Raw genomic sequence first — 21,994 nt, 5'->3', positions numbered from 1 at the left:
GCCTGCGCCGGGGCTGTCCTGGCAGTAATTGTCTATCGTTGCCTATCAGTGTGTACTGACCACGGGCTGGCACAGCGTGTGGCTGCCTGGGTTTAGGTACGGCAGCAGAATTGGCGCCATGCCTTTGAGCACCTGCACGGGCAGCGCCGAGGTGAACTTGAAGGTTTGGGCCGAACTGCCTGGGACGAAGGCAGTGAGCGTGCCGAAGTGCCGGTCACCGATATAGAACACAAAGGTGGCAGTGCGGTTGATCGCCTTGGAACTGAGTACCCGGCCGCCGGCGCCGATGGCTTCGATACGGTTGTCACCGGTGCCGGTCTTGCCGCCCATGGCCAGCGGTGTACCGTCGTCCAGCTTGAAACTGCCGGCCACGCGTTTGGCCGTACCGGCATCCACCACTTGGGACAAGGCCCCGCGCAGTGCTCGCGCCACTTCGAGCGGCATCACCCGTTTGCCTTCGGCGGGGTCGTTGATCACTTGGGTTTCATACGGTGTATCAGCGGCAAAGTGCAGGCTGTCGATACGCACCACCCGCGCACGCACGCCATCGTTGAGGATGATCCCCATCAATTCCGCGAGCGCCGCCGGGCGATCGCCGGAGCTGCCGATGGCCGTGGCCAGGGAGGGCACCAGATGGTCGAACGGATAGCCCACCGCCTGCCAGCGCTGATGAATATCGAGGAAGGCTTCGACCTCGAGCATGGTCCGGATACGACTGTCGCGGGCGCTCTGATGACGGCTCTTGAACAGCCAGCTGTAGACCTCCTGGCGCTCGAACTGGCTGGCTTTGACCACCTCACTGAAGGTTGCCTCGGGATGATTGAGCAGGTAGCCCATCAGCCACAGGTCCAGAGGGTGCACCTTGGCGATATAGCCCTGGTCGGGCAGGTCATAGTTGCCGGGGCCGTAAGCTTTGTAGAGATTTTGCAGGCGCTCATCGGTGAGTTTCTCATTGGTTTTGATGCCGTTCAGGTGCGCACGCACGAACAGGTCGAAGCTGCCTTGGCTGGCGTTGGGCAACAAGTAACGGTGCACGGCGGCCAGGCGGATCGGCGTGGGGCGCAGGCCGTCGAGAAAGGTGTCGAGGCGGTCCTGGGTGTCTTTCTTCTGGTATTTCTTCCAGAACTTGCGCAGGAACGTCGTGCCCTCGCGGTCGGCGAAGTCGGCAAGATATTCCTGGCGGCGCGGGTCACTGTCGTCCTTGAGCAACTCGGCGCTGTTGTTGGCGCCCGCATAGGTGCTGAAACGCACCAGGTCACGCATCAGGCGAATGAACGGCAGGTTGATCGACTCGCGCAGGGCGTCGCGCAGGGTCGGGCTGCGGCCGTTGTCTTCGTTGCGAAAATTGTGGAAGCGATGCATACCGCCGCCGGTGAAAAAACCTTCGTTGGGGCTGGCCGAGTAAGTGCGGTCGAGGGCGGCGTCGAGCATGTTGGCCAAGGATTTATCCGGTGTCTGGATCAGATAGTCGACGGCCCAGCGGCTGATGCGGTCCTGTTCGGCGATGTCGACTTTCTTCAGTGCGGCGCTCGTTTGGGTGGCGTACTTGTCGTGCAGCTCGGTGATGATTTGCAGGTAGGTGGTCAGCACTCGCAACTTGGCCGTGGAGCCTAGCTCGAGTTTGCTGCCTTCGTTGATATCGAAGGGCTGGTCGGTATTGTCGGTTTGTACACGTACCCGTGAGCCGTCCGGTGTCAGCTCGAACAGGGTGAAGCTGTAACGTACTTGCGCGGTACTGGTTGGGGTCAGCAGGCGATCGCCGAGCAGGCCGACCTGGCGTGCGTAGTCCGGCTCGGCGAGGCGTTTGAGGTAATCGCTGACCTGGGCCTGCAACGGCGCTTGCAGAGTGCTGGTGGCCGAGAGATCGAGGCGGTCCAGATCGTACAGGGGGCGGTCGAGCAGGGCGGCGAGGCGGGCGCGGGCCATGCTGATGCCTTTGGTCGTCTCGATGGGTTGCATTGTAGGTTGTTGCACCCAGTCGCGATAACTGACCTTGGACGTCAGCGCTGCCTGCAACAGCGCAGGGGCAATCACACCGTTGTGGGCCAGCAGCCGCAGATGGCTGTCGGTGAGTTGGGCCAGCTCTTCACGACCTTTGGCCAGGTAGTGAGAAGGGCGGCGTTGGGCAATGATCAACGACAACACCTGACGCAGGGCCAGACCTTGCTCGCTATTCACCGGGCCGACCAGCGCCTGGTTGACCTGGTTGAAGTCGGCGCCGTACCACACTCGCAGCCCCTCGGCCAAACCGTGCACTTCGCCATGGCCGGGCACTGCCGACAGCGGCACGCTGTTGAGGTAGTCACGCAGGATATTCTGCCGCGCCGGTAAGGTTTGTGGCCCATTGCGATAGGCCCGCACGGCGGCAGAAAACATCTGTCGCAGTTTCTCGGTGCCCGACACGGTCAGGCCATCCGGAGAGTGGCGGTATTTTTCCAGCTGCGTGGCCAAGGTGCTGCCGCCGGCACTCTGTCCCGGCAGATGCAGCGCCTTTGCCACTTGCGACCACGCGGCGTTGGCAAAGCGCGGCCAGTCAACGGCAGGGTTGGCCTGGGGTTGACTGGGGTCGAGCAAGTCGCGGTTTTCAATGAACAGCAGGCTGCTGATCACCAGAGGCGGAATGGCGTCGAAGCTCTCATACAACTGTTGCGGGTACTTGTACTGGTAGAGCGGCACGGCTCGGCAATCGGTGATGGACAGCCCGGCCTGGATCTTTTCCGTGTAGGGCACGAACAGGCCCTTGGCGCTATAGTCCATCAATTGGGGCGAAAAGCGTGCCTGGGCCTCGATTACATAGCCGCGTTTGAGCAAGCGCGGCAGGAAGGTGCCGAGGTCGCTGTAACCCAGGCGCCGGTCGAACGGGCCGGCACCGGGATAGGCGATGGCATCGCTGGGGCCGGGTTGTACCTGGTAGGTGAGGGTACGGGCCAGGCGGCTGAGTTCCTGGGCCTGCAGGCGTGACGTGCGCATCTCTTTGGTGGCGGCAAACCCCAAGGCCACCAGCGCCATCAGCACGATCAACCAGAACAGCCGCCGTACATAACGGGGCTGGGGTTTATTTTTGGGTAAAGGCGCTGGGTCCGGACTGCCTTGTAGTTTCGCAGCCTTGCTTGATTCGGTTTGCCACAGTGCGCCCATAGTCGATTGACCCCTGCACGCAGATTGATCGGACTTGCCTGAAGCTTAGTCGCGGGTAGCCGGTTGGGGAAAAAATGTGTTCATGGCATCGGATATTTAATGCTGGTCTCCAGTATGTTCAGCCAGGTCGGGTCATTGGCCGGTGCCCAGCGACGGCTCACGCCATCATGGAAAAACACCATCTTGTCCTCCAGGTACCAGACGGTCATTTTTATCTTCAGTTGCCGTATATAGTCCTGCGCCGGACACGTAATGGATGCCCAGGGGTCGCAGATAGACAGGTTCGCCCAGTCGGCACCCTGGAAATCCAGAGTCTGGGTCAAGCCCGAAGGGACCGTACCCACCACCACAAAGGTATGACCCCGGCAGTACCACACGTGAGCGACGCCACCATTGGTTCGGATCATTTCACACGCCACATGGGCCATCTGGTCACAATTGCCCGCACCGGTCTTGAGAATGACCTCGGTGTAGTTCGGGTGGCCGATCTTGCTGTATTCCCACATCACAACGGGTTCAGCTTCTTGCAGTCGCAGGATTTCAGCCGGGGTCGCCCCGACGACGTTGTTTGATCTCAGGCCGGTTCTATCCACCACTGCCTGGGTGCTGACGTTGGCTTGCTCTGCGAGGTATTTATTGAGCGGGCTACCCGTGGCGGAGCTGGGTGGCCAGATGTCCAGTTGCACCGGCCGCGAGACCACATTGATATCCAGGCGCCTTCCCTCGTCCGAGGCGTTAAGCAGCAGTTCCCGCTGCTTGATGACCCTCAGGGTGCTGGCCTTTTTGCGGATATTTTCGATTTTTTTCGGCAAAAACCCGCGCTTGCTCAACTGTCGGTACAGGACTTCGAGGGTCGGCAGTGTGACCAGCGGTTGGTCGGGAATCATCCCGCCGGCTTGCAAGAACTGCATTTTGGTGTCGCAGTAGGCCCTGATCAGCGCTGTATCGTCGCCGCCTTGGCTGAAATCCAATTGCTGGAATTGCAAGGTGTCGGCGCCGCTGGGCGTTGCGTTTGTCCGGTAAAAAACACCCACATCGGGCTCGGCCACCCAGTAAGGTGTTGTCGTGTTGGGTAGGGTGATCTCCAGCGCCCGAAGGGTTCTGCGGTCATTGATGAGGTTCACCAGCCCATCGATTTCAACGACTTGGGTTTTACGGGTGAGCAGGTTGTCCAGGTCGTCTTCGGGCAAGCCGAACTGCGGCTCGCTGTCAATGCGCCTGCCGCTGACCTGCTGTTGGTAGATCAACGCTGAAGGTTGGGGGTGAGGGGTCAGCTCGAAGCCGTCGAAGTCCGGGGTGACATCATGCACGTTTCGGTAATAAACCAACTGGCGTTTGTTGCCGCCGATCATCGGCGCCGGCTGGATGCGAATATGGTCGAGCGCCTGGACTCGACGTTTATGAATCGAATCCTTAAAGGCGTACAGCCTTTTGGTGAAACAGATGAGGGGCACCCCCGGGCTGCGCTTTGCTCTGCCGACGGGGCAGACCGAGTCGAAGTGGTCGGTGAGCTTGGCATGGGCCTCTGAGGTGAGTTCGTCCAGCTGGCTGGGGTGTTTATGGGACAAACGCCAGACGCGGCCTTGGTCCAACAAGTCGGTCGCGTCGGCGCGTTGAATGAGCAGGGGCGCCGTGTCAAAAAAGGGCTCTACAACGAGCACCTTGTAGCCGTCGGCGAAGCTGACCGGTGTGACGGCCATCGTGGTGTCCAGTTGCAAACCTTCCAGCGCGGGACCGTACGGCCTTGCACTGAAGGGGTCAAAGGCATGCCAGGCGTTGGCGCGCCTGATCGCCAACAGAGGCGTCAGCCCCTCAGGGTGCATCAGAACGCCAGGCCTGACGTCGGCGCGGTTGATCAGCCGGGCGTAATCCATCGGCGTCCCATGGGCCAGACGTTGCTGGGCATGACGCAGTGCGCCCGCCAGTGCCCGCTGGCCTGAGTGGTTTAACCTGGCCAGGCCATAGGCCGTCAGGCGCACCAACGATGGCACCGCCTCCAGTGGGTTGAGCAACTCATTGATAAAGGTGGCGCTGAGTCTGGTCAGTTGCAGCAGTTTCAAGTAGGCCGGTGCGGGCTTGATCAGGCGGCCCCAGCCGCTGGTAATGAAGCCTTTGGTCGGCATGATCAGGCCAAGCATGTCGAAGAAACAGCCCAGTGTGCCATCGAGCACGCGTTTGATTTCCCCGGAGGCGAGGTCATGGCCGCAGGTCCAGAAGGGTATGAAGCCCAGCAGCGCCTCTAACAACTGCTCGCTGTTTTTTTTTCGCTCTTCAAGGGTGGTCAAGCCTTTGGCCTGGGCCACCCAGGTATCGATATCGATGAAAAAGTGGTGATTGACGATGGTGCTCGCCAATGTGAGGTTTCTTGGCGAGTCGAACACCAGCGGACTAGCAATGGCCGGGAGCCCCTCGAAATGCCAGAGTTGATCCACGATAACGGTGCAATACCTTCCAGATGTGGGTGGGGTGCCTTTGAAGTAGGCATCCTCATCAATGGCCAGGCGACTGCCCTCATGCAAATACGCGATCGGTCGTGTGCTGTGGGGGGAGCCGGTGGTGACTTTGAGCGGGCGGCCTCCCAGTTCCAGGATGGCGGGAAGGCGGATGTTTTGTTGCACTTGATTGAGCAGGGGAAACAGTTCGTAGTCATGGACGGTGTTGACTGCCGTACTACGCAGGATGAAGCCGAACCGGCCGGTACGGGCCATTTTCTCTCCGGGCCCTTCCTCGATCTGCGGCTTGCTGGCTGCTTGCCTCACCACGAGCAGTTGTACCGCCCCCTCGTGCAAGCGCTTGCGGTCGGCCAGTGGTAACTGCGACAGCAGGTAACTGATCGCTCGGATAAACGCCTCCTTGAGTCTTTGCGTGTAAGCACCAGCGGCCTCGCTGAACAGCGCGTTGACATCGCGCAACTGGCCAAAGTTTTTTTTCAGCAGGGCGAGGTCGAGTTCGGGGTCGGTTGAGCGCCATTTATCGTCAATGGGTTGCAGGTGGCCGCCCATATGCAGATCCGCCAACGACTGAAGCTTTACGCCCGTGGTCGGTCTGTAGGAGGGGAGCCGAAAGGGGCCTTGTCCTTCTTGCAGGCATTTTTTCTTCAGCCAGCGGTGGTTGGGGAAGACGCGTTTAAGGTCCCTCAAGGCCAGGCTGCGGCGCGTGATGAGCCTGCTGCGCAAGGTTTCGGCTGCGTCGTGCAAAGTCTTTATACGGGCCTTCAGGCGTTCTTTGATGGCGTCGAGTTCATCGGTTCGATAGGTCTGTGCAGGTCGCAGTTCGCCGTGGACGATTGCCCAGTCGATCAGAGTGGCGGTGGCGTAATGCTCGCGCCACAAGCGTTCCTGGTCCGTCGCCGGCTCCTGGATGGCAAGCGCGATGATGTCGCTGAACGCCAGCTGTCGTGTTGACCCGCAGGCGAGCTCTTCTGCCAGCATCACGCCTTGTTTGAACAGCATCCAGGCGTGGGAAGTCATGAAGTACAGCGAATCAGGGATGCCTTGCACCAAAAACTCCGGTGCGACACCCGCCAGCAACAGGTGTGCGGCCAACCCCGTGGTTTGGGGAGTAGCAACACCAGCCGCAATCAGGTGCAGCTCAAGTGAGCGGCGCAGGTCTGCATAACGATGCCCATGGTAATCGCTGTGGTTCAGGTTCAGGCCGGCGAGGGTGTATCGCGATTGTGCGGCCTGCGGGTCGAGACTGAGGATCAGCGCGGCAAGGACCAATGCGTCTCGACTGGTGTTGTTGGTCGTTTCACCGGGGGCGTGTCCAAACCAGCCCACGGCGCCGAGCAATGAGTCGGCCAGCTTCTGCGCACGGGGAGCGGCAAGCAGTTGTTGCAGTTGTTCATCCGGTGGCCCGGGCGGCAGACCGGCGGCCAGCAGGTTGAACAAACCGGAGCTGGGTTGTGGGACAAACGTGGCGCTGATATGGATCACCTTGGCGCGTTGTTCGGTTGAAAGGGTCAGCGCACCCGGTAGTGGCATACCCAGGGCTTCCCAGTAATTGCCCTGCTGGGGGCTAGCGAGCCGGGTGGTTTCGAGGCGTTGTCGATACTGGCGCAAGGCGACGTCGGAATGCGCCAGATCACTCACGGGCGGCACCGTCACCGGTTCGCTGCGCTGCAGTTGTTCCATCAGCTCCCAGGCCGCCTCGCGATTATCCGGCAACGGCAGGTCGTGCAAGCTGAGCAACTGTGCGAGGCTGAATTGGCCGTCCTGATGGACGAACAGGTTCATGGCCGCAGCGCAGGCTTGCAAGCGTTCAAGGCGATCGCCCAGCGGCAGCTGCGACAGTTGTTCATGGCTGATGTCTAGCCGTTGACCCCAGGGGCCGGCGCCTCTGATCGAGTGTTGCTGGTGGTCAAATTCGTACAGGCCTTGGGTCAGTGCATCGGGGCGAGTCAAGGCGAGAAACTGCGGATGCTCAGTGATCTCCCCGAGTAACGTTGCGGCGGTCTGCATGGTCACGGCCCAGAACGAGCCGCCAGCCAGCGGGAAACGGCAGCGGTACACACTCAACAGGTTGAATGTGTGTTCGTTCAGGTCGTCTTCGATGATCTGTGCATGCAGTGCATTGGCTGCCGCGTGCAGATCCTGATTCAGTCGCTCGAACGCGTCCGCGAGCGCAGGTTCGGTCCTACCCAGTGCGTCAATCAGCACGCCGCGTTGGGCAAGCGTAGTCGGTTGGGGGTAGCCGTGGAACCGCAGCACCTGACGGGCGCTCAGTGACAGGTTTGCGGCAGGGTAGGCCAGGCCGATGGCATCCGGGTCGATGATCAGGGCGATGGCCCGAATGGGCGGCGCGAGCTGCTGCCAGCCGCTGGCGTCCTCATAGGTGAAGGTGGCACCGTTGGCATACAGAGTGCCGTTGCGCACGTTCACTTCCATCGGGTTGAAACGCCGCTGCCCGGCCCAGGCCACGAAAGAGGGGTGGCCGAGGGCTTGGCGATAGAGCACAAGCCAGCAGCCGAGTGCACAGTGGGTCGGCACCGGGAGTGAGTCTGCGGCAGCGTAGGGTTCGGTCTTGAGGTGTGCAATTAGGGTGTCCAGCATTTGCCGATCGCCGTCCTGACGCTGGGATGGAGTCGGCTGCTCATGCCGGGTGGTCAATTCAGTCATCCATGAAGTCTCGTTGAAGGTAATGACAGAGCGTGCCGGTTGCGGGCGCAGTCTTCACCGGGACCTTTCGCCTTTTTCCATGGTTTGTATCGCTATGGCGTGAAAGCCTTGAGATAGAGCCCCTTGCAGTGACCATTGGGCGATGGTAGGGGCATGACGATGCACCCTGGCTGTGCAATACTCGCCGCCGTTTCGCCCCGTGGCCTTTCACGCGGGATCAGCTAATGCCCCTCCATAAACCGGCTTTTTCCCGCGAGGTACCGCTGAAATTGGCGTGTTTTATAGTGAAAGGCCCTGTGTCGAGGTTTTTATACTGCACGGCCCGCTGATCTTGCCCGGCAAGAAGGGTCCGTCCATGAGGCGGCCCCGGTTTCGACAAGGGCACAGGCTTACCGGCCTGCACCCCGCAAACTCGACGGACAATCCAATAACAAAATGAGGTTGTACCTTTATGCCAGTCGGCAACCCACTGCCCCATGGCGAGACCGCTCAAGGCGGCCCGCTCAAACGCGAACTCGGTGAACGGCATATTCGCCTGATGGCCCTTGGCGCCTGTATCGGTGTCGGCCTGTTCCTTGGTTCGGCCAAGGCCATTGAAATGGCCGGCCCGGCGATCATGCTCTCGTACATCATTGGCGGCCTGGCGATCCTGGTGATCATGCGCGCCCTAGGCGAAATGGCGGTGCACAACCCTGTCGCCGGCTCGTTCAGTCGTTACGCCCAAGACTATCTCGGCCCCTTGGCGGGCTTTCTCACCGGCTGGAACTATTGGTTCCTGTGGCTGGTGACCTGCGTGGCGGAAATCACCGCCGTGGCCGTGTACATGGGCGTCTGGTTTCCCGACACCCCACGCTGGATCTGGGCCCTGGCGGCGTTGATCAGCATGGGCACGATCAACCTGATCGCGGTCAAGGCGTTCGGTGAGTTCGAGTTCTGGTTCGCGCTGATCAAGATCGTCACCATCATTGCCATGGTCATCGGCGGCGTCGGCATCATCGCGTTTGGTTTTGGCAATGACGGCGTGGCGCTGGGCATTTCCAACCTGTGGGCCCACGGCGGCTTTATGCCCAATGGCATCACGGGAGTGTTGATGTCCTTGCAGATGGTGATGTTCGCCTACCTGGGCGTGGAGATGATCGGCCTGACCGCTGGTGAAGCGAAGAACCCGCAGAAGACCATTCCCAGTGCCATCGGCTCGGTGTTCTGGCGCATCCTGCTGTTCTACGTGGGGGCGTTGTTTGTGATCCTGTCGATCTACCCATGGAATGAAATCGGCACCCAGGGCAGCCCATTCGTGATGACCTTCGAGCGTCTGGGCATCAAGACCGCCGCGGGCATCATCAACTTCGTAGTGATCACCGCCGCGCTGTCGTCCTGCAACGGCGGCATCTTCAGCACCGGGCGTATGCTCTACAGCCTGGCGCAGAACGGCCAGGCACCTGCCACCTTCGGCACCACGTCGAGCAACGGCGTACCGCGCAAGGCGTTGCTGTTGTCGATCTTCGTACTGTTGCTGGGTGTGCTGCTCAATTACATGGTCCCGGAAAAAGTCTTTGTGTGGGTCACTTCCATTGCCACGTTCGGCGCGATCTGGACCTGGCTGATGATCCTGCTGGCCCAGCTCAAGTTCCGCAAAAGCCTGAGCCCGGCCGAAGCGGCTGGCCTCAAGTACCGCATGTGGTTGTACCCGGTCAGTTCCTACCTGGCGCTGGCGTTCCTGGTGATGGTGGTGGGGCTGATGGCGTACTTCCCCGATACCCGTGTGGCACTGTATGTGGGCCCGGTGTTCCTGGTGGTGTTGACCGTGCTGTTCTACGTGTTCAGGTTGCAGCCAAAGACCGTCGCTCAAGGGACGGTGCGTTCCGCGTCCTGATGTGTGTCTTGTGACAAAAAGCCCCACCCCGCTCTACCGCGGGGTGGGGCTTCTGACCGCCGTATTTTCTGCACGATCCTCTATTTGCGGTGAGGTGCCTGCCGCCCCTGGGGCCTGATATCGCGAGCACTGTGGCTGTGTATAACGCGGGGCATCCGGTTCCGCGCGTTATCGCTTTGCCCTTATCTATCTACCCCTCCAACGATAATTCATTCCCTAGGCTGGCTGCTTCGACAGCAACCTTTGAAGAGTGACTTCATGCCTGAAAGAAACCCTCTGCTACTGCCCTACGACTTGCCACCGTTCTCTGCCATCAGAGCAGAACACTTGGTTCCCGCCATTGAGCAAATCATCGCTGATAGCCGCAACACCACCGCCACGATCATTGCCAGCCAGTCGTTATTCCCCACGTGGGACGACCTGGTGCAAGTAGTGGAAGAGCTGGAGGCACGCCTGGACGGCTTTCTCAAAATCATTGAGTTGCTTGACTCCGTTCCCCAGGGGCCGACATGGAAGCTGGCATCACATCGCAGTTATGAGCTTGCAAGGCAGTATTGCGCCGAGCTGGCCGCGAACAATGATCTGTACCAGCTTCACCGACAACTTGCCGATAGCCCGCCCGCAGCCCTTTTCAATCAACAGCGCCACAGTGCATTGCATAAAATACTGCGCAAGTACCAGTTGGCGGGTCTTGATCTTTCGCCTGAGAATCAACGACGGCTCAAAACGTTGAACCTGCAAATCGAGGAGTTCAGCCAAGAGTTCCTGCGGCGTGTGAAAGACTCCGGCGACGCATGGCGTAAGCACATTCAAGATAAGGCGATGCTCAGTGGGTTGCCTGGCGCGACCCTGGCACGCATGGAGGCTGCGGCTCGGGACGCAGGCCTGGATGGCTGGTTATTAACCCTTTCCGAGCAGTCCTTTCAGGAGGTGATGAGCTACGCCGACCATCGAGCCTTGCGCCAGGAAATGATGGTGGCTTACTACAGCCGTGCCGTGAGCACCGGTCGCGACGACATTGCCACCGACAATGAACCGGTTCTGACAGTGTTGCTCGACAGCCGTCACCAGAAAGCACAATTGCTCGGCTATGACAACTTTGCCGAACTGGCGTTGGTGGAGCAAATGGCGCAGACGACCGATGAGGTCACTGCATTTCTTTATCAGCAGATTGATCGGGCACGCACGACATTTGCCCATGAGGCACAACAACTGCAACGCTATGCCGCGCAACGTGGAATCGATGCGCTCGAACCCTGGGATTACAACTATTATGCGGAAAAGATTCGCCAGGACGTGGCGGGTGTCTCCCAAGACGCCGTGCGCAAATACTTCCCACTGGAAACGGTGCTGCAACGCTTGTGCGCGTTCACCAAAACGCTGTTCGGCGTTGAGCTGATTGAACAAACCACCGTCGATACCTGGCACCCGGATGTGCGGGTATTCGAACTCAGGGAGTACGCCGAGCCCATTGGGTATTTGTTCATTGACCCTTATCGCCGCATGGCGGGCGGCGAGATTGGCGCCGCCTCAGGTTTGCGCAATCACCGGATGACCGCCGAGGGGCGTCCACAACGGCCTATAGCCGTGCTGCGCAGCCAGTTGCCGCGACCGACAGCGACCCAGCCTTGCTTGCTGGATCACTTGCAATTGAGGGTCTTATTGCATGAATTCGGCCACTGCCTGCAGCACCTGTTGACCGCCGCCCCCTACCGGGCGATTTCCGGTATGGGCCAATTAGGCCATGATACGACGGAGTTTTTCGGCCAGGTGCTGGAGCAATTCTGCTTTACTGCGTCGTTCCTGGTCTGGCTATCCGGCCATTTCCAGACAGGAGATCCCTTGCCTGACGATATGGCCACTCAAATGAGCCGATTTGCTCACACCCAGACCAGTCAGGAAACCGCCAGTATTTTGCTCACGGGTCTCGTCGACTTTGAGCTGCACCGTACCTACGGCGACGGGCGTACACCTCATGAGGTTTTCACCCATGCCAACAGTGAAATCGGGCATTTGCAGTGGCCTGATGGCACCCGCCCGATCAACAGTTTCGAACAACCGATGGGTAGCTATGGGGCCAAGATGTATTCCTACAAGTGGTTTGGTGTCTTGGCCCGCCAGGCTTTTGAACGGTTTGAGCGTGATGGCCTGTTCAACCCGGAGACCGGGAAAGCCTTCCGAGACGCGTTCATTACTGAGGGCGATACCGGTACGCTGTCGAGCGCACTTGCGCTTTTTCGGGGGGACGGCGTGGGATGTGTCGGGCATTCCACCGGGGCATGAAGCGCTGGTGCATATGTAGCCCCTCGGCTGAAACTTGAAACGCCAGAGTGATCTTCAGCAGCCAATCCGGCACGGAGAGCACTCGATGAGCACTGACACCCCATCGTATTTTTTCAGCGAAACCCAAACAGATCGCACGCAGCTAAGCGAGCGCCAACGCTCACGCAACTTTACCCTCAAGGACCTTGACTGGTTCGACTCGGTCTATCTGGCCACCGATGCTTTGCGGCGGGCGCACAAAGCGCCGATGCACGTCCAAACCCTGCAACTGAATGTGCTTGGTCAACCGGCTATTGAATTGGCGGGTGCATTCGTCATGAGCCCCGCCCCAGAAGGCGGGGTTGTTCTCTATACACCCGCTCGTGGTCTGGAAAAGCTGGAAAGCCATGAAATCCTCAAGACGCAACTGAAGTCGTGGCTCAAAGACTCGTCGCAGCGCCAAGCGTTGCTTGATTACCTTTCCATCTCCCAGCAAGTCACCCTGACGCCTACTGCAACCCTGACGATTACCGAACATACCGTGGCTGGCGCTGTCTTCGAAGCACAACATGCGACCCTCTCCAATAACCTGCTCGAAAATGCTCGTTTGATGCGCGAGGAGCTGCTCAAGCTGCCCAGTTTCACTTCTCTGCTGGATGAATACATTTCCTCTAAGTTGGCGCAGTCTTTTACGGGGGGCGATCAGCGCCAAATCCAAGTGCAGAGTTATGTCATCGACGCATCCAGCGAATCAGGCAATTCTGATTCGCCAACGTCCCGACACACGACCACCCGCTCCTTGAGCGAAACTGTCCTCAGGTATTTTGTCGCCAATGGCTGGCCTGTGGGTGAAACCCGGCGCTACCACAACCCCCAGCAGCCTACTCAGGAAGCTGATGATCAGTTGCGTTGGGACGTATCAGTCCAGGGATTGGCCCAGGGCTTGAAAGCATATATGAAGCAACAGCCCAAGACATTTTGGACGCTGCCGGCCGCCGCTGGGTTCTCACGGCTACAACTTTTTACCAACGCCATGGCCAATGCCTTTTTCACGGTGGCGCTGGAGCAACAACAGCAAACTACGATTACGGTTGAGCAGCGTCTGCAACTACAGGCCTTGCCGCTCAAGGCTGCGCTGCCTGCGACAACGCTTGCTCCTGCGATCGATGTTGAAAAGGCACTGCTGAGTGAGCCCGGACAGACCCCCGCCGAGCTGGCAGGCACACTTATCATCAGTAGTAACAAAAGCGACAATGGCTCGCCCTGGCTGCTCTATACCCCCCTCCAGGGCCTGCGATCGTTTACCGATCTGAGCGCCCTGAAAACCCACCTTCTCGATAGTCTCAACCCCCGGCAGCATGCCGATGCCTGGAGAAAGCATCTGTCCAGGCCGGAACGCTATAACGAAGTCGACCTGCTGGCCTGCGAAGTCACCAAAGGCCCCATCACCGGGGTTATTTTCCAACGCATCATGGAGGGCATCATTGAAAAACAAGGTCGCAACCTTGAATACGCCCTCGATCAGTATCGCCTGAGCCAGGGCACGATGGACCTCGATGCCCTGGTTGATCATGTGCTGGATGTACGTGGAATGATTGATCCAACATTACTGACCTTCGAACCCATGGGGCGTTGGAGTACCCAGTTGACAGAGACCTGGACGGCGACGGTGACTGAACCCAGGATTCCACCAACGCTTGCTGCAATGCGCACAACGGTGCATTTACTCGAAAACGTCACTGCCGAAATCGAACAACACCTATCGTTTCGCCCCTCGCTGGAGCGTTCCGTTATCACCTATCTCAATACCAAACTGTACGCTATCAAGCAGCAAGAGTTGCAGGCCGCGTGCCTCTCGGTACGCCAATACAGCAACCCTTCAAATGGCACTGACAAACCTCAACTGCTCTCATCGAGCAGTATGGTTGACTATTTTCTGGCGCGCTTATGTGGCGAAGTGGGTCCACTCATCGATCCGCTTAACACTCACGTCTATTCAACCCCTCCTGGCAAACCCGCCACCAAGGTCTCAGGTATGGACGCCGCTACGTTCAATACGCTGATCAACAGTGCAGTCGGTGGGTTTAAACAGTACCTGCGTAGAACCCACAGCGTGTCCCCCAACATGCAGCCCTTGCTGAGAAAGGCAATGGAGATGGGCTTGACAGGGGAAGTGCAAGTCAGGCTTTGGAACAACGCTTTATTGCCCCTCGACTACGAAGTGCTTTTGACCGTGTTAGGTATTTACGCCAGAGACTTACGCCCTGGCGTCAATGGGTTCCGCCCTGATGCGTTTTCTTTGCAGGTCGTACCGACTGGGCAGAATACCCCGCTGGTACTCAATAACTGTTTCGTGCTGACCGAGCGCGGCGGGCTTGATCTTCGATATTCGGGCCGCACGCTGCTGTGGACGCCCGCGTTGGGCCTGGAAAGCTTCTGCTCATTGAATGACTTCAAAGCAGAGATGGATCGACGCCTGGCAATCCCGAACGAGCGACAGGCTTTCCTGGCGAACCTGGCGCCACCGGACTGGGAGGCACAACCGAGCTATGCATTCAGTTCCCTTGAACTGATCGAAGACAACCTCGTTGAGCACTTGCAACGAACCTACGCTCAACAAAAAGACCGTGAACTGGCGCAAATCCTGTCCATGCAGCTATCGGTCGATCAGTTGCGTAAGCTCTGGCAGGTTCAAGCCACACAAAGCCTGGCGCCCACCAACGTGCAGCGTGCCAAGGACATGGTCCAGGCCATGATCCAGCAACAGGGTTTGCAATGGTTGGGCAAAGCCCATGCTGTGGATCAACAGCTGTACGTCGAATTGCTGGAGCAGTATCGAAACAACGTCACCGACCATCAGGATTACCTGCACGGGGTCGACTCACTGGCTCAGTTCACGCTCAAGAAACTCAGCACGTTACTCAAGGACCTTGACGTTCAGGACAGCGTCACACCTGATGAAGTCGAAGTCGGGCTACCGGCGCAGGGCAGTACACCTGCCCGCAACCAGTCGCTGCTGGACTATGCCTTGAGTCATCAGTCGTACTGGAAGGATGAGGTGCCCCTCTTCGCCAGCACCGGTACAACGCCGTTGCCATCCACCCTGGATGCGCAGACGCTGAAAACGCGGATACAGGCGTTGAACATCAACGTGGCTTACCAAACATACATCAAGTCCTTCCTGGGCCCTGCCAGCCCGGGCTTCGAGCAACGCTATACGCGATTCGCCAAGCAACTGCCGTGGCAATTGATGCAATACGCTCACGGCATGAGGTTGCAAGACCAGCTTTCACCAACGGCCTTCGGGCTCATTCAACAGATCATGGATATGCCCGATGCGATCGCCCGTGCGACAGTAGTGAATGCCAACGCCATGATCCGCCCTCTGGAACTGCTGGTGGATGACGGGAAGAAAACCATCAAGATTCCCGGGGCTTATTTGATCGGCTCCGCCTCCGGTGACGAGGGGCCTCAAATCCTTTATGCCCCCTATAGTCCAGGCTACACCCTCAAGGAATATACCGTTGAGGCCGCGTTCCGTGCTGAGTTGACAGCCGCCGGCGCCTTACAGCGATGGGTTCGGCTGGGGGGCCCGGCTGTTGACCAAGCGGCACTGACAAGCGCACTGGAGCAACCCCTGGCCAGCACCACCCTGCAGCTGGCAAGCAACCCCATCAACACGCCGCTGTTCAAACAGCTGTTCACCGACAATGTCGAGCTGCTGACAACGCTGCTGGGCTGCCAAAAAGCCGCTGATGCAGGAAATGCCTGGGATACGGCCAAGGCCGTGTTCTCTGAGGGCGTGCAGGCGGCCACTGTATTTTTTGCCGGCAAACTGGCCTACCCCCTGGTGGTCTGGCAGAGCTATAAACTGTTCAAGGCTTCTGCCGAGGAGCTGCAAAGCCACCAATGGCATGAGGCACTGGGTCATTTCATCGGTGGTGTCGCCGCGCTGGCCGATTTGAGCGATTCCATGCCTCCCGTATCAGAGGGCGGCATGCCCCCGGCACCCGAGCCGATCCCGCCGCCTTCCACACCTGCGACCTCTGTGGTGTCCTGGCCCGCGCTGGACATTACCGCTGCTTCCCGCACCCGGCTCCAGCGTTTCGAAGTCCTTGAGCCGAGCTTGGCCAGCCTGATCAAAGACACCTCACTCAACCTTTATCGATCGACCTCCAACCATTACTACGCGGCGGTGGCAGGGAAGGTGTTCGAAGTCATCAAGCATGGCCAGGGTTGGCGCATCATCGGTGATGGCGAAGTCGGTCCTGAGGTACAGCGCAACCCTCGACAACAGTGGATGCTCAGTAGCGCTGGCCCAGTGCTGACGGGGCGACGGACAATTGCGCGATTGCTTAATCGCTTCTACTCCGAGCCATTTGCGCGCTCGAGTATGAATGTATTGGCCAGCGGGATGCGCGAGATACGAGCGCTTTACGCTCGGGAATCCTGGCTTATCATCGATGCACTTGCCTTGGCGACGTTTTATGCAAAGAACGCCCAGGAAAATTTGCGCCTGATCACACAAACTCCCCTTGCTGCCCCTGAGCTGGTCAAACAGATCAAAACGTTTTTCGGCTTGCAGACGCTCGAGGTCGAACACCTTGAAAAAACTCAGGAGATCGTCGATACGGTCTGCACTGCGTTGATGGAGCCCTCACTGACCTCCTCGGACTCAACGCGATTTGTCATTGGCCGATCGCGGTTGCCGGCTCCTCAGGGTGGACACACGTTGATGGCCTTTACGATTGTCCCCGACCCCCTTCAACTGGTGTACTTGACCGAGACGTTTTTCAACCCGGGTCTGAAATACAGTCATTTGTTGACCAAGCCGTTCTATGTCAGCGCCCACGCCCGTGCGACCACCCTCATTCACGAAGTCACTCATCATGTCTGTGCGACGTTGGACTTGGCTTACGTGCATTCAGGCCATCCGTTTGATGACCTGATTGATCCGCAAACCCCTGAGGGCAGTAACACAAAAGCAGCCCTGGAAAAGCGCCATATTTCAAGACTGTCGCTCAATACTCCGACCCATGAGTTGTTCCAGGTTGTCGATGTTGCAACCGGCCTCAAATCAGACCCTGCCCAGGGCACGTCAACACAGCATGTGCTTGACAGGCTGCTCAGCGTCACAGGCACCCAGACCCTCGTCGATGCCCGGCGAGTTTTCCGTACCGATCCGCTTAAACGCATCCTTACGGTGCTTAACAACGCCGACTCCGTCGCCTACCTGATTGCACAATTGGGGCGTCGAAAAGAGAAACCTGTTGGCTTATGACTACAACGTCAGATCATCGCCCGGGCCGTTTGCTCCTGCGCAGCGAGGCGGGCATTAACTATTTGGCTTGTCTCGCTTCAAGGGGCGTGGCGTCTGGTTGAGGTGTTTGTTGAACTCCATCCAGGCCGCGAGGGCTGACATCAGCACCACACCGAGCAAGGCGGTGAGTAGTTGCATGAACACGGCGTCATCCGCCTGGGCATTGAGCATGTCCGCCAGTGGCGCCAGCACCACGCCCAGGCAGAACACTTCCAGGGAATAACGGCCCATCTGGCAAATCCGTTCAGCCAGACGGTTTTGCGTCCATTGCGGGTTTGGTAACAGCTTGGCGGTGACATAGGCCAGCGCCAGAAAGTGCACGAGACGCACCGGTGACAGGTTGGTCTTGCTGATGGGGTACAGCAGGTTGCTGAGCGTGGTGGGCATCACCGCATCATGGATTTCAGGCCAGAGCCACGACAGCGTGATCACGCCGGCTACCACCACATACAGCGCCGCCGCGACGAACAGCGGCTGGCGCTGTAAGGGGCGTGTCTCGGGCGCGCTGGGCCGCTGGCTGTAAATCGCCGCGGCGCCCCCCAGCACAAACAGCAATTGCCAGGTAACAGGGTTGAAATACCACACGCCATCGGCAATGGCGCGCAGGTTCCAGCCCATCCACGGCGCCATCAGGTATACCACCAGCGAGACACTCACCACGGCCCAGGGCGCGCGCACCATCAGCGGCAGCACCACGGACAAACCAGCCAGCAAGACGATGTACAACGGCAACGGATCCATCAGGTTGGGCTTGAAGCGCAACAGCAGTTCGTCGGTCAGTGCCTGTTGCGGGTGGGTGACGAAGTGCGTCAGGCCCATCTCCGCCACCAGGTCGCGAGTTTCTACATGGTTGTTGGCGAAGAACACGATACCCATCAGCATGGCCAGCAGGAAAATATGCACCACATACAACACCCAGGTGCGGCGCAGGATTTTCAGGCAGGCCATCCAATAACCTTCTCGCTGCATGACCTTGCCGTAGGCCAGCACCGAGGCGAACCCGGCGAGAAACACGAAGACCTCCGCCGCGTCGCTGAAGCCGAAGTTGCGCAGAGTGATCAGGCCAAGAGGGTTGTGGGGGACGTGATCCCAGAAAATGAAGATCAACGCCAGGCCCCGAAAAAAATCGATGCGCGGGTCGCGTCCGTTCAGCATGGCAGCGGGCTCTTGAACAAGTAGTTGAATGACGATAGGTGAGCGCGCGCGTTGTCGTACGCGGCACGTCGAGCGGGCGCAGGTTGGCGGTATTTGTAAGCAATTGCAAAGGTTGGGTATTACTGAATGTCTCAGTTGTAGATAAGGGCACCTGTCAACCTTGACAGTAGACGCAAAAGGCGCGCCGTGGCTTGCTAACACGCAACCGCAAAGGACGACGGTATGGCCCGGCTATGGAAAGGTTTCACTCGTTACACAGTGATCGGTGTCGCCAATACGGTGATCCATTGGCAGTTGTTTTTTATGCTGCGGGCAGGGTTTGAGTTCAGCCAGGCGCTGAGCAATCTTCTGGCATTCTGTGTGGCGGCATCCTTCTCGTTTTATGTGAATGCCTTGTTCACCTTTGACATGCCGGTTTCCCTGGGCCGCTACCTGCTGTTCATGACGTGCATGGGAGTGCTAAGCCTGGGGGTAGGTTGGCTGGGTGATCATTTGCACATGCCAGGGCTTATCACTGTGCTGGTGTTTTCACTGGTCAGCCTGCTGTGCGGTTTTCTGCTGTCACGGTGGGTGGTGTTTCGCGAGCGTGGCCAATGAAGATCTCGTTGGTGGTACCGGTGTTCAACGAGGAACAGACGGTGGCCGATTTCTACCGTGCGGTTCGGCAAGAACCGTCGTTGCAGGCCCACACCGTTGAAATCGTATTTATCAACGATGGCAGCACCGACGGTACTGCCGAAGCCGCCGAGACGCTGGCGTTGGTTGATCACGACGTAATGCTGATCAACTTCTCACGCAATTTCGGTAAGGAAGCTGCCTTGTTCGCCGGGCTGGAATACGCCACGGGCGACGCGGTGGTACCGATGGATGTGGACCTGCAGGACCCGGTGGACGTCGTCCCACGGCTGATCGCCGAGTGGCAGCGGGGCGCCGATATGGTGCTGGCCAAACGGCGCGACCGCTCCAGCGACGGTTACCTCAAGCGTAACACCGCGTCGCTGTTCTACCGTTTGCTCAACCTTATCGCCTATACCCATATCGAAGAAAACGTCGGTGACTTCCGGTTGATGGACCGCAAGGTCGTGGACGTGATCAAGGCGCTGCCGGAACAGCAACTGTTCATGAAAGGCGTGCTGTCGTGGGCGGGGTTCACGGTGGCCATCGTTGAATACGATCGTGCTCCCAGAGCTGCGGGGCAGAGCAAGTTCAACGGCTGGAAACTGTGGAACCTGGCGCTGGACGGGATTACCTCGTTCAGTACCTTGCCGTTGCGGTTGTGGAGTTATATCGGCGGCGCAATTTCGTTATTGGCGTTGGTGTATGCCGGGTTTTTGATTGTGGACAAGGTGTTGTTTGGCAATGACGTGCCGGGGTATCCGTCGTTGATGACTGCGATTTTGTTTTTGGGCGGGGTGCAACTGATTGGGATTGGGATATTGGGGGAATATATAGGGCGGATTTATATAGAGGCGAAGCATCGGCCGCGGTATGTGGTCAAAAATACCGTGCGCAGTTTGAACTTTCAGGATGCGTCAGTGCAACGGGAACGGAACCATGAAATCCGCTAGTGCGAGTGTGCAATATGTAGGCAATATAACGTACAGGGCATTGCTTCTGTTTACGGTTCTGTGTGTCGCTGGGTTGGTTCGGTTTTATCATCTTACGGACGCCTCTATTTGGTCAGATGAAGGGTTTAGCTTGATTTTGGCTACATGCTCGTTGTCGGATATTTGGTTGTTGAGCGGATTTGACGTTCATCCGCCACTTTATCATTTGATCTTGCATGGATGGATCATGTTGGTGGGGGGGGATGAGTTGGTCTGGATGCGTGGTCTAAGTGCTTCATTAGGGGTCTTGAATGTAGCGTTGGGGATCTGGTTGGTGCGCTTGGTTTCTAATGGGCGAGCCGCAATTGTTGCCGGTTTGTTATTAGCACTTTTGCCAATAGCTGTACGTTATAGTCAGGACGTCCGGATGTATAGTCTGTTGGGCGTGGAGCTGACGAGTGCCACGCTGGCCTTGGTTTACTGGGTGCGTAATCCAGAGCGAGCACGTTATTTGATTGTTTATGTATTGGCCGTAGTGGCCGCATTTTATACTCATTATTTTTCCATATTTTGTGTCGGGTCCCACTGGTTATATCTCCTTCTAGTACGCTGCCGTATTTTTGGAGGACAGCGCTACGTTTTTCGCCTCGATTGGTGGATGGCGAATATAGCGATCGTATTGCTTTACATGCCGTGGGTACCCTCATTAACGAAACATATCGCCAAGGGAACGCTGGGCTGGATTCAACCGGTGACGGTTTATAGTCTGCCGTCTGCGTTCTGGCGATTTATCACCCTGAATGATGGGTTGACGTATAGTTCATTAGTTTATTGGTTGTTGCCGATAATCATAGTTTTTTTGGGGGGAGTGGTCGTGCGAGGGGATAGCAGTCATCATAAATTTGGTCTATTGATGGTGCTATGTCTGTTTTCGACCTTGTTGGGGGCAATTGGAATATCTTTGTGGACCCCACTATTTGTTGAGCGCTACCTGTTTTTTGCTGCGCTGATGTTGCCGATGGTTATCGCTATTGCTCTAGTGGGAATAAAAAATAAATTAGTCTTTTCTGTGGTTTTAGGGGTGTGTGTTTGTTTGGAAATTGCAGGGTTGAGGAATAATTATAATGGTTTTCATACGATGAATAACCCCTCGCGTGTGGCGGATAATAGGGTAGCTGAACTAATGGCAGATTTTAATAGTGGTGTCGCCGCTGGTGACATCTTAGTCGCAAGCGATGTCTACCTGTTTTATGCCGCTGAATATTATAGCGGGAAGTCAGTAACGGTACTGTTTTACACGCCACCGCTCAAGGAAGGTCGCTCAGGCCGTCCTGGCTTTAATGATTTTCACGCGCCCTTAATGAAGTTTAGTGATGAAATTTATCTCGATAACCTGCAAACATTGAAGAGCGCGCAACGAGTATGGTGGTTGGCTTTTGACCATGCATTTGAATCAGATGCAGCTCGTATTCCTGCAGATTGGCGCCTCCTCTGGAGTAAGGCTGCCGGAGATAATGTGCTTGCGCTCTATGTGATTTGTAGTGGCGAGCAAGCACAGTCCCAAGAGCGCTGTCGGTGAGTG

At 57.8% G+C, this 21,994-nt stretch carries 9 protein-coding genes; 6 read left to right on the top strand and 3 right to left on the bottom strand.

Features of this window, described 5'->3' with window-relative positions:
* Positions 1 to 45: 45 nt before the first annotated feature.
* Complete coding sequence (locus E4O98_RS06135) at positions 46 to 3,138, bottom strand: transglycosylase domain-containing protein (protein WP_248134413.1); 3,093 nt, start codon at positions 3,136 to 3,138, stop codon at positions 46 to 48.
* An 80-nt stretch (positions 3,139 to 3,218) separates the two neighbouring features.
* Positions 3,219 to 8,255, bottom strand: coding sequence for a hypothetical protein (locus tag E4O98_RS06130; protein WP_248134411.1), 5,037 nt, complete (start codon positions 8,253 to 8,255; stop codon positions 3,219 to 3,221).
* A gap of 451 nt (positions 8,256 to 8,706) precedes the next feature.
* Between E4O98_RS06130 and E4O98_RS06125 the strand changes: the two genes are divergently transcribed.
* The 3 genes from E4O98_RS06125 to E4O98_RS06115 all read left to right on the top strand — a co-directional run bounded on the left by E4O98_RS06125 (position 8,707) and on the right by E4O98_RS06115 (position 17,671).
* Entirely contained in the window at positions 8,707 to 10,128 is a 1,422-nt protein-coding gene (locus E4O98_RS06125; RefSeq protein ID WP_078820379.1) for an amino acid permease, read from the top strand.
* 258 nt (positions 10,129 to 10,386) lie between these two features.
* Entirely contained in the window at positions 10,387 to 12,411 is a 2,025-nt protein-coding gene (locus tag E4O98_RS06120) for a M3 family metallopeptidase (protein WP_248134409.1), read from the top strand.
* Positions 12,412 to 12,496: 85 nt separating this feature from the next.
* Complete coding sequence (locus E4O98_RS06115; RefSeq protein WP_248134407.1) at positions 12,497 to 17,671, top strand: DUF6543 domain-containing protein; 5,175 nt, start codon at positions 12,497 to 12,499, stop codon at positions 17,669 to 17,671.
* Between the two features lie 54 nt (positions 17,672 to 17,725).
* On the opposite strand, the gene E4O98_RS06110 is transcribed toward E4O98_RS06115, so the two are convergent.
* A complete protein-coding gene (locus tag E4O98_RS06110) occupies positions 17,726 to 18,865 on the bottom strand; it encodes an OpgC domain-containing protein (RefSeq protein WP_148853368.1) in 1,140 nt (379 codons plus the stop codon).
* Between the two features lie 222 nt (positions 18,866 to 19,087).
* On the opposite strand from E4O98_RS06110, the gene E4O98_RS06105 reads away from it, so the two are divergent.
* From E4O98_RS06105 to E4O98_RS06095, 3 genes are read left to right on the top strand one after another with little or no spacing between them, the layout of a single operon-like run.
* The gene (locus E4O98_RS06105) at positions 19,088 to 19,462 is read left to right on the top strand and encodes a GtrA family protein (protein WP_103733397.1); all 375 of its coding nucleotides are present in this window, start codon (positions 19,088 to 19,090) and stop codon (positions 19,460 to 19,462) included.
* Positions 19,459 to 20,433: a glycosyltransferase family 2 protein gene (locus tag E4O98_RS06100; protein ID WP_032877569.1), complete on the top strand. Its 975-nt coding sequence runs from the start codon at positions 19,459 to 19,461 to the stop codon at positions 20,431 to 20,433. Before E4O98_RS06105 ends, E4O98_RS06100 begins: the two co-directional genes overlap by 4 nt.
* The gene (locus E4O98_RS06095) at positions 20,420 to 21,991 is read left to right on the top strand and encodes a glycosyltransferase family 39 protein (RefSeq protein WP_164699509.1); all 1,572 of its coding nucleotides are present in this window, start codon (positions 20,420 to 20,422) and stop codon (positions 21,989 to 21,991) included. Before E4O98_RS06100 ends, E4O98_RS06095 begins: the two co-directional genes overlap by 14 nt.
* Positions 21,992 to 21,994: the final 3 nt, after the last annotated feature.

Origin of the sequence: Pseudomonas sp. W2Jun17 (genome assembly GCF_023127795.1) — a bacterium.
GTDB lineage: Bacteria > Pseudomonadota > Gammaproteobacteria > Pseudomonadales > Pseudomonadaceae > Aquipseudomonas > Aquipseudomonas synxantha_A.
The sequence above is the reverse complement of the archived record's forward strand: the minus strand, read 5'-3'. Positions and strand labels throughout refer to the sequence as shown.

Bases quoted from the DNA above. Each gene is read 5' to 3' on its own strand.
- E4O98_RS06135 (WP_248134413.1), bottom strand. From the start codon at position 3,138: ATGGGCGCACTGTGGCAAACCGAATCAAGCAAGGCTGCGAAACTACAA.
- E4O98_RS06130 (WP_248134411.1), bottom strand. From the start codon at position 8,255: ATGACTGAATTGACCACCCGGCATGAGCAGCCGACTCCATCCCAGCGT.
- E4O98_RS06125 (WP_078820379.1), top strand. From the start codon at position 8,707: ATGCCAGTCGGCAACCCACTGCCCCATGGCGAGACCGCTCAAGGCGGC.
- E4O98_RS06120 (WP_248134409.1), top strand. From the start codon at position 10,387: ATGCCTGAAAGAAACCCTCTGCTACTGCCCTACGACTTGCCACCGTTC.
- E4O98_RS06115 (WP_248134407.1), top strand. From the start codon at position 12,497: ATGAGCACTGACACCCCATCGTATTTTTTCAGCGAAACCCAAACAGAT.
- E4O98_RS06110 (WP_148853368.1), bottom strand. From the start codon at position 18,865: ATGCTGAACGGACGCGACCCGCGCATCGATTTTTTTCGGGGCCTGGCG.
- E4O98_RS06105 (WP_103733397.1), top strand. From the start codon at position 19,088: ATGGCCCGGCTATGGAAAGGTTTCACTCGTTACACAGTGATCGGTGTC.
- E4O98_RS06100 (WP_032877569.1), top strand. From the start codon at position 19,459: ATGAAGATCTCGTTGGTGGTACCGGTGTTCAACGAGGAACAGACGGTG.
- E4O98_RS06095 (WP_164699509.1), top strand. From the start codon at position 20,420: ATGAAATCCGCTAGTGCGAGTGTGCAATATGTAGGCAATATAACGTAC.